The organism is Agrobacterium sp. Ap1, from assembly GCF_017313375.1.
Classification (GTDB): Bacteria; Pseudomonadota; Alphaproteobacteria; order Rhizobiales; family Rhizobiaceae; genus Neorhizobium; species Neorhizobium cellulosilyticum.
In genome coordinates this window covers 141,119-156,498 of record NZ_JAFLMY010000008.1, presented here as the reverse complement: position 1 = coordinate 156,498, position 15,380 = coordinate 141,119, and the positions used below count along the sequence as shown (strand labels likewise).

The 15,380-nt window shown below is 61.1% G+C and carries 14 protein-coding genes; 10 read left to right on the top strand and 4 right to left on the bottom strand.

The window, feature by feature from the left end:
* Nucleotides 1–125: 125 nt before the first annotated feature.
* Genes JZX87_RS17420 through JZX87_RS17395 form a run of 6 tightly spaced genes read left to right on the top strand, consistent with a single transcriptional unit; the run spans nucleotide 126 to nucleotide 7,874 of the window.
* On the top strand, nucleotides 126–1,139 hold the full coding sequence (locus tag JZX87_RS17420; RefSeq protein WP_206827009.1) for an AAA family ATPase: 1,014 nt from the start codon (nucleotides 126–128) through the stop codon (nucleotides 1,137–1,139).
* 27 nt (nucleotides 1,140–1,166) lie between these two features.
* Nucleotides 1,167–2,084: a DUF58 domain-containing protein gene (locus tag JZX87_RS17415; protein WP_206827008.1), complete on the top strand. Its 918-nt coding sequence runs from the start codon at nucleotides 1,167–1,169 to the stop codon at nucleotides 2,082–2,084.
* Nucleotides 2,081–4,924, top strand: a complete 2,844-nt coding sequence (locus tag JZX87_RS17410) for a DUF4159 domain-containing protein (protein ID WP_206827007.1) — start codon at nucleotides 2,081–2,083, stop codon at nucleotides 4,922–4,924. Before JZX87_RS17415 ends, JZX87_RS17410 begins: the two co-directional genes overlap by 4 nt.
* Before the next feature lie 12 nt (nucleotides 4,925–4,936).
* Nucleotides 4,937–7,003, top strand: coding sequence for a hypothetical protein (locus tag JZX87_RS17405; RefSeq protein WP_206827006.1), 2,067 nt, complete (start codon nucleotides 4,937–4,939; stop codon nucleotides 7,001–7,003).
* Nucleotides 7,004–7,005: 2 nt separating this feature from the next.
* The gene (locus JZX87_RS17400; protein WP_206827004.1) at nucleotides 7,006–7,422 is read left to right on the top strand and encodes a GNAT family N-acetyltransferase; all 417 of its coding nucleotides are present in this window, start codon (nucleotides 7,006–7,008) and stop codon (nucleotides 7,420–7,422) included.
* Nucleotides 7,423–7,460: 38 nt separating this feature from the next.
* Nucleotides 7,461–7,874, top strand: coding sequence for a GNAT family N-acetyltransferase (locus JZX87_RS17395; RefSeq protein WP_206827002.1), 414 nt, complete (start codon nucleotides 7,461–7,463; stop codon nucleotides 7,872–7,874).
* Nucleotides 7,875–7,877: 3 nt separating this feature from the next.
* Here JZX87_RS17395 and JZX87_RS17390 read toward each other — a convergent pair whose 3' ends face one another.
* A complete protein-coding gene (locus tag JZX87_RS17390; protein ID WP_206827000.1) occupies nucleotides 7,878–8,864 on the bottom strand; it encodes a LysR family transcriptional regulator in 987 nt (328 codons plus the stop codon).
* Between the two features lie 93 nt (nucleotides 8,865–8,957).
* Here JZX87_RS17390 and JZX87_RS17385 point away from each other — a divergent pair, with 93 nt between their 5' ends.
* Complete coding sequence (locus JZX87_RS17385; protein ID WP_206826998.1) at nucleotides 8,958–9,932, top strand: MBL fold metallo-hydrolase; 975 nt, start codon at nucleotides 8,958–8,960, stop codon at nucleotides 9,930–9,932.
* A 42-nt stretch (nucleotides 9,933–9,974) separates the two neighbouring features.
* Here JZX87_RS17385 and JZX87_RS17380 read toward each other — a convergent pair whose 3' ends face one another.
* The gene (locus tag JZX87_RS17380; RefSeq protein WP_148145614.1) at nucleotides 9,975–11,288 is read right to left on the bottom strand and encodes an MFS transporter; all 1,314 of its coding nucleotides are present in this window, start codon (nucleotides 11,286–11,288) and stop codon (nucleotides 9,975–9,977) included.
* Between the two features lie 70 nt (nucleotides 11,289–11,358).
* Entirely contained in the window at nucleotides 11,359–11,859 is a 501-nt protein-coding gene (locus JZX87_RS17375) for a GNAT family N-acetyltransferase (RefSeq protein ID WP_206827109.1), read from the bottom strand.
* A gap of 300 nt (nucleotides 11,860–12,159) precedes the next feature.
* On the opposite strand from JZX87_RS17375, the gene JZX87_RS17370 reads away from it, so the two are divergent.
* Nucleotides 12,160–13,143, top strand: a complete 984-nt coding sequence (locus JZX87_RS17370; RefSeq protein ID WP_206826997.1) for a glutathione S-transferase family protein — start codon at nucleotides 12,160–12,162, stop codon at nucleotides 13,141–13,143.
* A 188-nt stretch (nucleotides 13,144–13,331) separates the two neighbouring features.
* Nucleotides 13,332–13,781, top strand: a complete 450-nt coding sequence (locus JZX87_RS17365; protein ID WP_148145616.1) for a hypothetical protein — start codon at nucleotides 13,332–13,334, stop codon at nucleotides 13,779–13,781.
* Nucleotides 13,782–13,856: 75 nt separating this feature from the next.
* Here the strand turns inward: JZX87_RS17365 and JZX87_RS17360 are convergent, their stop codons facing one another.
* A complete protein-coding gene (locus JZX87_RS17360) occupies nucleotides 13,857–14,345 on the bottom strand; it encodes an NUDIX domain-containing protein (RefSeq protein WP_206826995.1) in 489 nt (162 codons plus the stop codon).
* A gap of 65 nt (nucleotides 14,346–14,410) precedes the next feature.
* Here JZX87_RS17360 and JZX87_RS17355 point away from each other — a divergent pair, with 65 nt between their 5' ends.
* Nucleotides 14,411–15,370, top strand: coding sequence for a metallophosphoesterase family protein (locus tag JZX87_RS17355; protein ID WP_206827108.1), 960 nt, complete (start codon nucleotides 14,411–14,413; stop codon nucleotides 15,368–15,370).
* The last annotated feature ends 10 nt before the right edge of the window (nucleotides 15,371–15,380 follow it).

The window sequence follows — 15,380 nt, the reverse complement described above, 5'->3', positions numbered from 1 at the left end:
AGCTTGTCAGCCTTATTTCGGGTAATAGTTTCTGAGGCTAATGTACTTGCTGCGGTGCAACGACTCGTGCTGAGGGCGGACACCCGACCGGCAGATGAATATCGACCTTGATTATGGAGAACGACATGGGCGTGATGAATCCAACCGAGGCCGTTCTTGACGAGAAGGCAATCGTCGCTGCCGCCGAAAAGGCGCTGTCCGATATCGCCGCCGTCCGCGAGGAAATCGCCAAGGTCATTTTCGGTCAGGAACGGGTGGTGGAAAACACGCTTCTCGCCGTCCTGTCCGGCGGCCATGCCCTGCTCGTCGGCGTGCCGGGCCTCGCCAAGACAAAGCTCGTCACCACGCTCGGCACCGTTCTCGGCCTCGATTCCAACCGCATCCAGTTCACGCCTGACCTGATGCCGTCCGATATTCTCGGCTCCGAAGTCATGGATACGGATGAAACCGGCCGCCGCTCCTTCCGCTTCATCAAGGGCCCGATCTTCGCCCAGTTGCTGATGGCCGACGAAATCAACCGCGCCTCGCCGCGCACCCAGTCGGCGCTCTTGCAGTCCATGCAGGAATATCACATCACGGTCGCCGGCCAGCGTTTCGATCTCCCCGCCCCGTTCCATGTTCTGGCCACCCAGAACCCGCTGGAACAGGAAGGCACCTATCCGCTGCCGGAAGCCCAGCTCGACCGCTTCCTGCTGCAGGTGGATGTCCTCTATCCTGACCTCGATGCCGAACGGCAGATCCTGCTCGGCACGACAGGTCTTGCCGAAGCCAAGCCGCGCGGCGTCATCGATAGTACCCGCCTGCAGGAAATCCAGATGCTGATCCGCCAGATGCCGGTCTCGGACAAGGTGGTCGACGCGATCCTGTCGCTTGTTCGCTCCGCCCGCCCTGGCCACGGCAATGCCGATACCGACCGACATGTCGCATGGGGTCCTGGCCCACGCGCCGGCCAGTCGTTGATGCTGACCGCCCGTGCCCGCGCACTCTATCAGGGTCGCCTCGCTCCCTCGCTCGACGATATCTACGCGCTGGCGGAACCGGTTCTAGAACACCGAATGGCCTTGAATTTCGCCGCCCGTGCCGAAGGCATGTCGGTGCGCGACGTGATCGCCGGATTGGTAAAGCAGGCCCGCGGATAAGATCCCGGCCTTTCGAAAGGACAATGCGTGGCATCAATCGGCCAGATCGTCGAGCAGACACCCAGCAGTGAAGTCCTCTCCCGCGCCCAGGCGCGTGCGGCACTCGTGCCCGACTGCATGGTGGAAGCAAAGCGCATCGCCAATACGGTGATCGCCGGCTGGCATGGCCGGCGCAAGCGCGGCATGGGCGAAAACTTCTGGCAGTTCCGGCCTTACGCCGAAGGCGAGAGCCTGTCGCGCATCGACTGGCGCCGCTCCGCCCGCGACGACCATACCTATGTCCGCGACCGTGAATGGGAAGCTGCCCACACGATCTGGCTCTGGGCCGACATGTCGCCGTCGATGATGTACAAGTCGACCTACGCCATGGTCTCGAAGGAAAGCCGCGCACTCGTTCTGATGCTGGCGCTTGCCGAAATCCTTGCCCGCTCCGGCGAACGCATCGGGTGTCCCGGCATCATGGAGCCGGTCTCGGCCCGCAACGCCGCCGAACGGCTGGCGACCGCCATCATGCATGCGCCACCGACCACAGGCATGCCGGAAACCGCGATGATCAGAGGCCAGAGCGATATCGTCCTGATCGGCGATTTTCTCGATGATGCCGACAGCGTCATGTCACGCATCTCGCCGCTTGGAAAACGCGGCCTGCGCGGCCATGTCATCGAAGTCGCCGACCCCGCCGAAGAGACCTTCCCCTATACCGGCCGCACCGAATTCACCGATCCGGAAACGGGCGAAAAACTCACCTCCGGCCGCGCCGAAAAGATCCGCGATGATTACCAGCGAGCCTATCTCGCCCGCCGCGAAGCGCTGGGCGAAGGTCTCCGCCGTCTCGGCTGGAGCTTCACCTTCCACCGCACCGATCATCTCGCTTCCGAGGCGCTGGTTGCCGTTCACAGCCAACTGTCCGGCATGCCCGCGACATTCCCGGGAGGCCGCACATGAACGCGCTTGCCTTCGCCAATCCGCTGATCCTCTTCGGGCTCCTGTCGCTGCCGGTCATCTGGTGGCTGCTGCGCCTCACCCCGCCGCGCCCGAAAGCGGAGGTCTTTCCACCGCTTCGCATCCTCGCAACAGTCCTGAAGCGCGAGGAAACCCCGGCCCAGAGCCCTTGGTGGCTTACGCTTCTGCGCATGCTGCTTGCAGCCGCCGTCATTCTGGCGATCGCCGATCCGGTCATGAACCCGCGCGCCAGTTCGCTCAATGCCAATGGCCCGCTGGCGCTCGTCATCGACAATGGCTGGTCGAGCTCGGTCGACTGGGAACGCCGCGTCGAAACCGCCACCATGCTGATCGACGAGGCTGAAAGCGCCGACGTTCCGGTCTCGCTGACCTTCACCGCCGATACGAACAACGAGCCCACTGCCGGCACTGCGTCTGGCGCCCGCGACAAGCTTGCCGCTGCCGAGCCGAAGCCGCTTGTTCCCGATCGCCTACGCGCCATCCGCACACTACAGGAAGCGCTCGACGGCAACCCGCTCGGAACCGTGGCGCTGATCTCCGACGGCATCGCCGCTCCAGGAGACAATGACGCGATGACGGCCCTTGCCGCGTTCGCCCCCAATGACGTTCGTCTCTACCAAGGCGAAGGTCGTGGCGCAGTGGCACTCACCGGCGCCACCAACAATTCCGAAACCATGGCCGTCACCGCGACCCGCCTCGATACCGCCGCTCCGCAACAGCTGACGGTCAATGCACTCGACCAGCAAGGCCGCTCACTCGCCGCTGGTACGGTCGATTTTGCAGCCGGCTCAGGCACCGCGACGGCTGAAATCTCCGCACCTTTCGAACTGCGCAACGATTTCGCCCGCCTCAGCATCGAGGGCCTCGCCACCGCGGGCGCCACCCATCTGCTCGACGACGGTTTCAAGCGCCGCCGCATCGCACTGATTTCCGGTGAAAGCGGCAGCGATTTCCAGCCGCTTTTGCAGCCGCTCTATTACATCAACCGGGCGCTTTCGCCCTATGCAGATATCATCCAGACCAATACGGCAGACCTTGCCGTTGCGATCCCGCAGATCCTCGAAAACAACCCGTCTGCCATCATCATGGCCGATGTCGGCCGCCTTCCGGCCGAAACCTATGAGCCGCTGGAACGCTGGATCGCCCGCGGCGGCACGCTGATCCGTTTTGCCGGTCCGCGCCTAGCGGCCGCCCCCGCCGATGATCCGCTTGTGCCGGTAAGGCTGCGCCAGGGCGAACGTGCACTCGGTGGCGCGATGTCCTGGTCGGAGCCGCAGTCGCTGGCGGACTTCCCGACCTTCGGCCCCTTCGCCGGCATGCCGCGCGCAACCGATATTACCGTCACCCGCCAGGTTCTTGCCGAACCGACGCCGGATCTTGCCGAGCGCACCTGGGCAAGCCTTGCCGATGGCACGCCGCTTGTGACCACCCGTGATGTCGATGCCGGTCGCCTCGTTCTCTTCCACACCAGCGCCGAAGCCACCTGGTCGAACCTGCCGCTCTCTGGCAATTTCGTTGAAATGCTGCGCCGTGTCGTCCAGATGGCCCGCGCCGGAGGTGCTACAACCGCATCGGCAGGTTCCGAGAACGCAGCCGCAACGCTTCCCGCCTATCGCCTGCTGACCGCTGACGGCCTTCTCTCGACCGAAACCAGCGGCGTGCGCCCGATCATGATCCGCGCCGGAGAAACAGCCTCTGCGACCTTCGACCATCCTCCGGGCCTTTACGGCATCGAAGACGGTTTTTCCGCAGTCAACCTCTTGCCGCCCGGTGCAGAACTCGCGGCCTTCGATCCCGCCCCGATAGGCCGCGCCGTCACGCGTGAAGGTCTCGCTGGTGGTGAAGCGGTTTCCTTGCGCCCTGCATTGTTCGCGGCCGCCTTCGCAATGCTCATTCTCGACAGCCTGATCGTGCTCTTCATCAACGGCGCCTTTTCCCGCCTGCCGAAGGGATCGCGCCGTCGCTTAGGTGCTGCAACGGCAGCAATCGCCGCAATCGCTTTCGGTCTGCTCGCCTTCCAGCCTCACCCGGTTTCCGCACAGGAAATGCCGGAAGGCAGCGGTGCGAAAGCCGGAGACGAACAGATCCTCGAACATCTCGACACGACCCATCTCGCCTATGTCACGACCGGCGAAGCCGATGTCGATCGCATTTCCGAACAGGGGCTTGCGGGTCTGACCGAGTTCCTTACCTATCGGACGACGCTGGAGCCCGGCGCGCCCGTCGGTCTGGACATCACCAAGGACGAATTGTCCTTCTACCCGATCATCTACTGGCCGATTTCCGCAAATGCGCCGATGCCTTCGCAGGCCGCGATCTCGCGCATTCACGCCTATATGCGCAACGGCGGCACCGTACTCTTCGATACCCGCGACCAGTATTCCTCACTCGGCGGTGGCGGCAGCACGCCGAATGGCGAACGGCTGCAGCAGATTCTCGCCAATATCGACATTCCGCCGCTCGAACCGGTGCCGGAAAACCACGTCCTCGCGCGGTCTTTCTATCTGCTGACGAATTTCCCGGGCCGCTACAATGGCAGCGCCCTTTGGGTCGAGGCGCGTCAGGACGCGCGCAACAGCGCCAACCAGGTCTCCTCCGGCGGTGACGGCGTCTCGCCGATCATGATCACCGGCAACGATCTGGCCGGCGCATGGGCCGTCGACCAGCAGGGAGCACCGGTCCTGCCGACGGTTCCCCCGGACGACATGCAGCGCGAATACGCCTACCGCGCCGGCGTCAACATCATGATGTACATGCTGACCGGCAACTACAAGGCCGACCAGGTCCATGTCCCTGCCCTTCTCGAACGGCTTGGCCAGTAGGAAAGAGCATCGATGACCCTTGAGTTTTCGCCCTTCTTCCCATGGCCCGTTCTGATCGGTCTCGGCATCCTCGCGCTCATCCTCTGCGCGCTGGCTTTCTGGCGCCGCGTCCGGGGTGCCAGCCTGCGCACGCTGGCGCTCGCCTTCCTGCTCCTCGCGCTCGCCAACCCGACACTGCTGCAGGAAGACCGTGAACAGCTCTCGACCATCGTGCCGATCGTCGTAGATCGCTCCCAGAGCCAGCAGACGGATGAGCGCAAACGCCAGACGGACGAGGCGCTGGCCGAACTTCGCGACCGCTTTTCCCGCTACCCGAATATCGAGACCCGCATCGTCGAAGTCGCCGACGACCCGGATAGCGACACGCCCTCGACCCGCCTCTATACCGCTCTTCGTTCCGCCGTGTCCGACGTGCCGCCGGCAAGGCTCGGTGCTGCCGTGTTCGTTACCGATGGCCAGATTCACGATCTGCCCGGCACCAATCAGGAACTCGGCTTCAACGCCCCCGTCCACGGTCTGATCACGGGACAACCGGACGAATTCGATCGGCGCGTGGAAGTTGTCCGCGCCCCGCGCTTCGGTATCGTCAACGAAGAGCAGGAACTGACCCTGCGCGTCGTCGATGACGGCCGCGCCACCAACACACCGACCCAGGTGACCGTGCGCATGAACGGCGACCAGATCGCCACGTTCCGCGCCTCGCCGGGCGTCAACACGCCCTTCCCCTTCACGGTTCCGCGCGCCGGCAACAACGTCATGGAGTTTTCCGTTGACGAGCTTGCGGGCGAAGTGACGACCGCCAACAACCGCGCTGTCCATGTCATCGACGGTATCCGCCAGAACCTGCGCGTCCTGCTTGTCTCCGGCGAACCGCATGCCGGCGAGCGCGCCTGGCGCAACCTGTTGAAATCCGACGCTTCGGTCGATCTCGTCCACTTCACCATCCTGCGTCCGCCGGAAAAACAGGATGGCACGCCGATCAACGAACTGTCGCTGATCGCCTTCCCGACCCGCGAGCTTTTCGTCGAGAAGATTAAGGATTTCGACCTGATCATCTTCGACCGCTACAAGCATCGCGGCGTGCTGCCGATCCTCTATTACGACTACATCTCGCAATATGTGCAGAATGGCGGCGCGCTGCTGATCGCAGCAGGCCCGGAACATGCAAGCGAGGATTCGATCGCACTCACCCCGCTCGAACAGGTCCTTCCCGCCTCCCCGACCGGTGAGATTCATAGCGCTGGTTTCTACCCACATCTCTCCGAAATCGGCCAGAAACACCCCGTCACACGCGGTCTCGATGGCTCGGGCCAGACGCCGCCCGCCTGGGGCCGCTGGTTCCGCACCATCGATGTCGACCAGCCGCGCGGCCAGACGGTGATGGAAGGCGATGGCAACCGTCCGCTTCTCGTCCTGAACCGCCAGGGTCAGGGCCGTGTCGCCATGCTCTTGTCCGATCAGGGCTGGCTCTGGGCACGTGGTTTCGAAGGCGGCGGCCCGCATGTGGCGCTCTATCGCCGCATCGCCCATTGGCTGATGAAGGAACCGGAACTGGAAGAGGAAGCGCTGACCGCCCGCTCCTCCGGCCGCACGCTGGAAGCAACACGCCAGACGATCGGCGACGATCCCGGCCCGGCAACCGTCCGCTTCCCTTCAGGCCGCACCGAGACCATCGCCATGACGCAGGCAGAACCGGGCCAGTACCGCTTCGAACGCCGCATGGATGAAGTCGGCCTCTTCCAGGTGTCGAATGGTGAGTTCTCGACGCTCGTCCATGTCGGCGCAGTCGATGCGCCTGAATTCAAGGCGATGATCTCGACCGAAGAGACGCTGAAACCCTATGCGGAAAAGACCCACGGCCTCGTTACCCGCGTCGCCTCAGGCGAAAACATCACCCTGCCGGACATCCTGCCGGTTCGTGGCGAGATCCGCGTCAGCAATCCCAACCGCATGTCGATCCGCATGACCGACGAGAGCGTCCTGCGCGGCGTCAACAGCCTGCCGCTGTTTGCCGGTTTCGCCGGCCTCTCGGCGCTCCTCTTTGCGGTCGCTGCCATGTGGTGGCGTGAAGGACGGTGATTGTGGCCCATACCGACGTCACGGCCTCGCCTTCCGGCGAAGATCTCGATGCCATCCTGAAAAGCCTGACATCCTATAACGAACAGGATGTCGGCCCGGCCGATCGTATCCCGCTTGCCGTTCTCATCCGCGATGAAGAGGGAAAGACCATCGGCGGCCTTTCGGGCTACACATCCTGGGGCTGGCTGTTCACCCAGTTGCTGTTCATTCCCGAACAGCTGCGCGGCCAGGGCATGGCCGCAACACTTCTCCAGCAGGCGGAAACCGAAGCCCGTCGTCGCGGGTGCCGGGGTGCCTGGATCGACACGTTCAACCCGCAGGCCCTGAAAACCTATCAGCGCCAGGGCTACGAGATCTTTGGAGAACTGCCCGCCTTTGTCGGCGAGCGCACCCGCACCTTCCTTAAAAAGACGCTTTAGTTTATCGATGCGCTCCTCTTTGGGAGGAGTGCATCCGAATGGAACTGAAAGTGACCGAGGGCATCGCGCCGCTGGAGGAAGACGCAATCCTGCAGAAACTGCGCGCCTTCAACATCGCCACCTTCGGCGAAAGTAACCGCCGCGAACTGACAATCCCGCTTTACGATGACAGTGGCGAAATCAGCGGCGGCCTCGTCGGCTATACCGGCCGCGGCTGGCTTTATGTCTCGATGCTCTACATCCCGGAAAACCTGCGCGGTCAGGGACTTGCCACCCGCATGCTGACCATGTCCGAGGACGAGGCCCGCAAGCGTGGCTGTATCGGCGGTTATATCGACACGATGAACCCGGAAGCGCTCAGCCTCTATCGGAAGCTCGGTTACACAGAGATCGGCAAACTCGACGCGCTCTCCGGCGGTCATGTGGTGACATGGCTCGCCAAAATGTTCTGAAATCTAGGCGGTTTCCAACTCCGGCTCCGCCATTTGCGAGGCACGTTTTCTGTCGTCGTCAAGAACACCGGAGGAGGCAAAGACATCGCGGATCTGCTGCCGCAGCCATGCATTGGCAGGATCTCCATCCGCATGGTTTGCCCAGACCATGTTGACCGGCGGAAAACTCAGAGATACCGGCAGCGGACTGACATCCAGACCGAGCAGTGGCGCGTAACGCTCGGCAATCCGGCTGGGCACGGTCGCAATCAGCGGACTGCTCTGCGCCGCGGAAAGAACCGACATATAGCCGGGTGCCGCGGTAACGACATTGAGTTCGACGCCGGCAATCTCAAGCGCATCCTTGATGCAGCCCTGCAGCGTCTCGTTCTGGGAAATCGTTGCATGTTCTGCCGCAAGATAGGCCTCCAGGCCGACAGTCTTGGACAGCGTCAGCAGATAGGGATTGTGGCAGCAGGCAAATTCGGTCTTGTAAAGCGTCTCGAAAGACCGTCGGCTTGTTTGCGTATAGGTACAGCCGACCGCAAGATCGATGCTGCCATCCTCGAGTGACGGATCCATCGCCTCATACGGAAACACCCGCGCCAAAACCCGGATGCCCGGTGCAAGCCGCCGCAGACGGGCCGTAAGGTCGGGTATCAGCAGCAGCTCCACCTCGGGCGACATGGCGATACGAAATGTCCGCTCTTCGGTTGCAGGATCGAACGCATCCCCGCCGCTCAGCGCCAGCTGTGCCTGTTTCAACGCCTGACGCACCGGCACCGCAAGGCTTCGCGCGCGTGATGTCGGCTGCATCACCTGACCGACGCGAATGAACAACTCGTCCTGAAGCAGAACACGCAAGGTCGAAAGCGAATGGCTCATCGCCGGCTGCTGGATCTTCAACCGCTTCGCTGCCTTGGTAACGCTACCCTCGGATATCAAAGCATCAAAGGCGACGAGCAGGTTGAGGTCGAAAGAGCGCAGATTGAAATGATCGATAGTAGTCATGAGCCGCATCGATTTGTTTGCTGATACAACGATACATACGTGCTCTCCAGGTCAGTTCAAGACCACCCTTTCATACCAACCTGGAGTTCTTCCATGCAGACCCGCCGCGCTCTCCTCAAAACCTCAGCCAGCCTGACATTCGCCGCCAGTGCCATCGCCGCCCTTCCCTCGGCTGTTCTGGCCAAAGCACCAATCGTCGGAAGGCAGGCGGCAGGTTACTACCGACTAAAGCTCGGCGACTACGAAGTCACCGCCCTGTCGGACGGCACAGTGGCGCTTCCCATGGCCAGGATCTATGAAGGCATAGAAGAGAAGGATGCCGAGGCCTATCTCGCCGGTTACTTCCAGAAAAACCCGACGGAAACCTCTGTGAATGCCTTTCTCGTCAACACAGGCGAACGCCTTGTCCTGATCGATGCCGGTACCGGCGATCTGATGGGCCCATCGCTTGGCAAGCTTGTCGCCAACATAGAAGCGGCCGGTTACAAGGCGAGCGAAATCGATGATGTCATCCTCACCCATATCCACGCCGACCATTCCGGCGGCCTGTCGAGGAACGGCAAGCGCGTATTCGAAAATGCCGTGCTTCACGTCAACGAGCGCGAGGCAAACTTCTGGCTGAAAGCAGATGCTGCGGCGAAATCCGATCCGGGTCTCGGCCCACAGATCGCACAGGCAGAGGCAGCCGTCGGCCCCTATATCGCGGCGGGAAAATTCGAAACCTTTGCGGATGACGCCGCTCCCATTCCGGGCTTCACATCCGTCCTGCGCAAGGGCCACACGCCGGGTCACAGCGCCATAGCGATTGAAAGCAAGGGCGAGAAGATCGTCTTTTGGGGCGATATCGCCCATGGCGACGTGCTGCAATATGATCGGCCGGAGATCACTGTCGAGTTCGATGTCGACCAGAAACAGGCGGCCGCTACGCGTGCGATTGCCTTTGCCGAAGCGGCTGACCAGAAATATATGGTCGCTGGTGCGCACCACGCTTTCCCAGGCATCGGCCACGTTCGGCGGGGCGAGACCAATTACGACTGGGTACCGCTGCTCTACAGCGCCAATTACTGAATGTAATTCAGGCACCGCCGGACAAGGCGGTGCCTGAAATCGTCATGAGAGCGAGACGTCCCGCGTCTCGACCCGGATCATCAATGCCGCCACGGCCGCCAAGGCAAGAAGAGCGGCAAAAATGCCGATCGTCAGGCCGAACCCGTGGCTGACCACATAGACCATCGCCGAAGGTGCAAGCAGACCGCCCAGACGCGCCATCGCGCCGGCCGCCCCCATGCCAGTGGCGCGCGAGCGTGTCGGGAAGAGTTCCGGCGTATAGGCGTAAAGCGCGCCCCATGTGCCAAGCAGCGCAAAGCTCATGAGGAGCAGCGAGGTTCCGATGACGACAGAACCGGAGCCGAGTACAAAAAGCAGGCACCCGGCAGCAGACAGGATGCAGAAGCCCGTCAGCGTCGGCTTGCGGCCCCATTTTTCGACACCGTAGGCCGCCAGTGCGTAACCGGGAATCTGTGCAAGCGCCACCAGAACCAGAAAACCGTAACCGCGAACGAAGCCGAAGCCCTCGCTTGCGAGCTTCGCCGGCATCCAGGTGAAAATGCCGTAATAGGAGACAGACACCAGAAACCAGATGGCGAGGATGATGACACTGGTTCGGCGCAAGGCGGGCGAGAAAATGCCTTCGCGCGCCAATGCCATCGGCGGGGCAATCTCTTCGTCATCGGCGAGCCCCTTGCCGTTATTGACGGTCAGTATCCGGTCCATCACCTCTCGCGCTTCTGCATTTCGGCCCGTGCGCAAAAGATAGATAGGCGATTCCGGGATGAGAACACGCATCCCTATCCCGATCAGCGCCGGCAGCGCGGTCACGGCAAAAATAAGACGCCAGGCATCGGCCATGCCCGCGACGCTCGCGATCCATGCAGTAAGTGCCACAATCAGCGTGCCGATCGCCCAGAACCCTTCCAGCGCCACCAGCCAGCGCCCGCGATTTTTCGCCGGCAGGAATTCCGACATCATCGCGTAATCGACCGGAAGTGTGCCCCCGACGGCAATGCCTGTCAGGAACCGGAGGATCAGGAGAATGGTGAAGTCGGGTGCGAAAACTGAAAGCAGGCCGAATAACGCATCGCAGGAAACGGTGATGATCAGCACATTACGACGGCCGATCCGGTCCGCCAGGCGGCCGAATCCCATTGCACCGAGAAACATGCCGAGAAAGAAAACGCTGCCGGTCTGCAAGGCTTCGGGAATGGTCAACCCGAAGCTGGCGGCGATCGATGCCGCGGTAAACCCGACAGCCAGTACCTGCATCGCATCGGCCGCCCAGACGAGGCCAAAAACCCCGATCAGTCTACGCTGGTATCGTCCAGCGCCGGCGCGGTCGAGCGCCTCGTCCACCGTAATTGCTCTCATCCCACTGCCTTCTTCATGAGGCACCGGTTCCCCTATTTACCGGCGATGCGAAATGCATAGTTGATTTACGTTATTTACGCCAGCAGATGTCGCCTTTGAGCTGAGAATGCACATCCGCGGCAAGCGGCACGACGAGCACCCGCGCAGGATCGACCGGCCCCGGAAACGCCAGCGCGTCATAGGCCACCTTCTCGAAGCCGAGCGGCATGTAATAGGGCGGATCGCCGATCAGGATCACGCCTTCGGAACCCTTGCGCTTTGCCGCTTCGATCGCGATCCGCACCAACTCCCGGCCGATGCCCATGTTCTTGTGTGTCGGCCGCACGGCAAGCGGCCCGAGCATGTGCCCCTTCACCGTGCCGGCCAGAACCGGGGTCATGCGAACGGAAGCAATCGTCTCGCCGTCATCGGCACAAATGAAGGAAAGCGACCGGTCATGCGGCCCCTGCTCGCGGATCCGCGCGGCGGCGCGCACATGACGGCCTGGCCCGAAAGCTTCCTCATTGATCAGCTCGATCGCCGCATCATGCGATGCGTCTTCCGTCAGATAGACGAGATCGTGCTTTGCCAGAGATTTCCGGGCGACAAGGTGCAGAGAGGCAGATGAAGACATGGGAGAACCGAAGCCGTAAAAATGAGCGGACAGGACATGCGAAGTCGATGACGCCTCGTCTGGCGTCTTGGTCGATCTTCAGCGTCGTCGCAGTGCTCGTGCTTCGGTCATGTAATTGAGGTATCCCACAAAAATGTGAAAAGCCAACTAGCAGGATTTTTTTCACCCGTCCAATGCAAAAACGCACTGTTCGAAAAATTGCGTCTCGCAATCTCAAGCCCTTGCCGTATCTATCCGGGAAACAAGAAGGAGAGCGCCATGGGCAGGCTCGTTGACGGCAAATGGCAGGATGTCTGGTACGATACGAAGGCAACCAAGGGGCGTTTCGAGCGATCGCAATCGCAGTTTCGCAACTGGGTCACGGCGGATGGCGCAGCTGGCCCATCCGGTAAAGGCGGTTTCAAGGCCGAAGCCGGACGTTATCATCTCTACGTCTCATACGCATGCCCCTGGGCGCACCGCACGCTGATCTTCCGCAAGCTCAAGAAGCTCGAAGACCTCATTTCTGTGTCCGTCGTCGACTACCTGATGCTGGAAAACGGCTGGGAGTTCAAAAAACGCGACGGCGCAACCGGCGACGATCTCTTCGGCACCGATTATCTCTATCAGGTCTATCTCAAGGCCGATCCGCATTATTCCGGCCGCGTGACCGTACCAGTTCTGTGGGACAAGCAGCAGAATACCATCGTCTCGAATGAAAGCGCCGAAATCATCCGCATGATGAACAGCGCCTTCGATGGCCTGACAGGCTCGGACCTCGATTTCTATCCCGCCGATTTGCGACAGGAAATCGACGCACTCAACGCGATCGTCTACGACCGGGTCAATAACGGCGTCTACAAGGCGGGATTTGCGACGTCACAGGAAGCCTACGAGGAAGCCGTCACGGCGCTGTTCGAAACGCTCGACACGCTGGATCGGCGCCTCGAAACAAGCCGCTATCTGTTCGGCGACAAGATTACCGAAGCCGACTGGCGCCTGTTCACCACGCTTTTGCGCTTCGATCCCGTCTATGTCGGCCACTTCAAGTGCAACATTCGCCGCATTGCCGATTATCCGAACCTTTCCGGATATTTGCGGGATCTTTATCAGCATCCCGGCATCGCCGAGACTTGCAACCTCGCCCATATCAAAGGCCACTACTACGGCAGCCATAAGACCATCAATCCGACCGGCATCGTTCCTATCGGACCAGCACTGGATCTCGAGGCAGCTCATGGTCGCGAGAGACTTGGGGGCTGAAACGCTCCGTAGTCTTCACCAACATCACCGACCGGTCGCCTGGCCGCGACAAAGATATTCGCCTTGAGAGACCGTCGACATGGGCCGGGCCGCAAAACTGGATTGAATTTTACTAATTTAGAGATTTATTGACAATGTAAATGGCCGGTTCATAGTCCCCGATCGCAATTATGCACTTGGAGGCCCCAATGACCAATCGCACCATCATTCTTGCATCCTTTGCTCTGCTCGCCTCTGCAGCTTTCGTGACCCCGGCGTCCGCACTCACAATGAAGGAATGCAGCGTCAAGTATCAGGCCGCCAAGGCTGACGGTTCCGCCAAGGACGTCAAATGGAACGACTACCGCGCCAAGTTCTGCGGCGCAGACGCTGCCGCCGAAGACGCAGCCGACGACAAGGAAGTTGCCGCGACGACAGAGAAGGAGCCGGCAAAGGCAACAACCAAGGCCCCGAAGAGCGTCGTTTTCCCGAATGCGATCGACAAGAAATATTCGAGCGAGACGCCTGCCAAGGCCCGGCTCAAGACCTGCGTCGACACCTATCACAAGAACAAAGACGACGGCACGCTCGGCGACCTCAAGTGGATCCAGAAAGGTGGTGGTTACTGGAGCCTGTGCAATACGGCTCTGAAAAGCTGACGCCGATCGCAAGCCCACAACATCATCCCCCACCGTCTCGGACAACCGCTCCGAGGCGGCGGATAATCAGGCCCGTCACCAGAAATCCCCGCGCTCGGCCTCTCCGCTCAACTCTCGCAGCCGCCTGAGCGTCGCATCCGTCACGTCCTCCGGCAGCGCGTCCAGCGCAAAGAACCCGCTTTCGGCAATCTCCCGGTCAGGCGGGCGCGGTGCCATCTGCTCGACGGTGACCCTGTAAAACAGCACATGGTCGCGCTTGCTGGCTCTGCGGTTGTAATAGACATTCACGAGATCGGGCTTTTCGGTCATTACCAGATTGCCCTCTTCGCGCAATTCCTTGACCAAAGCCTCAAGCGCCGTTTCGCGATGTTCCATCCCGCCGCCCGGCAGATACCAGCCCGGAACATAGGTATGACGCACCAGAAAGATCTCGCCCTGCGCGTTGAAGCAGGCTGCGCGAACACCCATCGTCATCCCGCGGGAAACAAGGAAAAAACGATGCAGCAGCCAGACCACGATACGCGTCCGCCATGTCCCGATCTCAGCTATGCCGGTAGCGCCCATCTGCTCTCCGCTCCGCTCGCGTAAATTTCATAACGAATTTCCGTTTCGTGCGTTATGTCTGGGCCATGTTCAAATTCGCCCATATTTCCGACATCCATCTGGGACCGCTGCCGAAACTGTCGGTTCGGGAACTCATGTCCAAGCGTATCACCGGCTTCATCAACTGGCATCGAAACCGGCGCAAGCATCTGTTCGTCAATACACTCGATCTTTTGCTGAGCGATCTCAAGACCCGCCATCCCGATCAGCTCTTCATTACCGGTGATCTGGTCAATCTTGCGACCAAGATCGAGACCCGACTGGCAAGGGAATGGCTGGACACAATCGGAGATCCTGAAGACACGACCGTCGTCCCCGGAAACCACGACGCTTACGTACCCGGTGCCCATGATAAATCGGTCGCGGCCTGGTACCCGTTCATCAAAAGCGATGATGACCCGGGCGAATGGCCGAAAGACGACCATATATTCCCAACCTATCGCCAGCGCGGGCCGCTGGCTATCATCGGCTGCTCGACATCCAACGCCACGCCTCCCTTCTCCGCCTCCGGCTTTTTCAGCCCCAGACAGGCCCGCGAGACAGTCAATCTTTTGAAAAAGGCCGGCGAGGAAGGCCTGTTCCGCATCGTCTTGATCCATCACCCACCGATCCAGGGAGCTGCATCCTCGCATAAACGGATGATCGGCATCCGACGCTTTGCCGCGGCCATTTCAACCGGCGGCGCCGAACTCATCCTGCATGGTCATACACATCTCAACACCGTCTACTGGCTGAGGACCCATGATCGGCCGGTGCCTGTCGTCGGCATCGCCTCGGCCTCGCAAGGTCCCGGCGGACACAAGCCGCGCGCCGCCTACAACCTCTTCAACCTGTCCGGAAAGGCAGGAGCATGGAACCTCAGTTGCGAGCGTTATGGACTGACCGAAAGCGGCGACAGCATCCATCTCGACGAGACCAAGATCTTTTACGGTGAGGCACCGTTACAGTTCTCGGTGGAGGAAGCGGCAAGAGTTCTGCAAGGTTAGGAGATGCTTG

Excerpts from the sequence above, each read along its gene's own strand:
- JZX87_RS17420 (WP_206827009.1), top strand. The coding sequence starts at position 126 with ATGGGCGTGATGAATCCAACCGAGGCCGTTCTTGACGAGAAGGCAATC.
- JZX87_RS17410 (WP_206827007.1), top strand. The coding sequence starts at position 2,081 with ATGAACGCGCTTGCCTTCGCCAATCCGCTGATCCTCTTCGGGCTCCTG.
- JZX87_RS17405 (WP_206827006.1), top strand. The coding sequence starts at position 4,937 with ATGACCCTTGAGTTTTCGCCCTTCTTCCCATGGCCCGTTCTGATCGGT.
- JZX87_RS17395 (WP_206827002.1), top strand. The coding sequence starts at position 7,461 with ATGGAACTGAAAGTGACCGAGGGCATCGCGCCGCTGGAGGAAGACGCA.
- JZX87_RS17390 (WP_206827000.1), bottom strand. The coding sequence starts at position 8,864 with ATGACTACTATCGATCATTTCAATCTGCGCTCTTTCGACCTCAACCTG.
- JZX87_RS17385 (WP_206826998.1), top strand. The coding sequence starts at position 8,958 with ATGCAGACCCGCCGCGCTCTCCTCAAAACCTCAGCCAGCCTGACATTC.
- JZX87_RS17380 (WP_148145614.1), bottom strand. The coding sequence starts at position 11,288 with ATGAGAGCAATTACGGTGGACGAGGCGCTCGACCGCGCCGGCGCTGGA.
- JZX87_RS17370 (WP_206826997.1), top strand. The coding sequence starts at position 12,160 with ATGGGCAGGCTCGTTGACGGCAAATGGCAGGATGTCTGGTACGATACG.
- JZX87_RS17365 (WP_148145616.1), top strand. The coding sequence starts at position 13,332 with ATGACCAATCGCACCATCATTCTTGCATCCTTTGCTCTGCTCGCCTCT.
- JZX87_RS17360 (WP_206826995.1), bottom strand. The coding sequence starts at position 14,345 with ATGGGCGCTACCGGCATAGCTGAGATCGGGACATGGCGGACGCGTATC.
- JZX87_RS17355 (WP_206827108.1), top strand. The coding sequence starts at position 14,411 with ATGTTCAAATTCGCCCATATTTCCGACATCCATCTGGGACCGCTGCCG.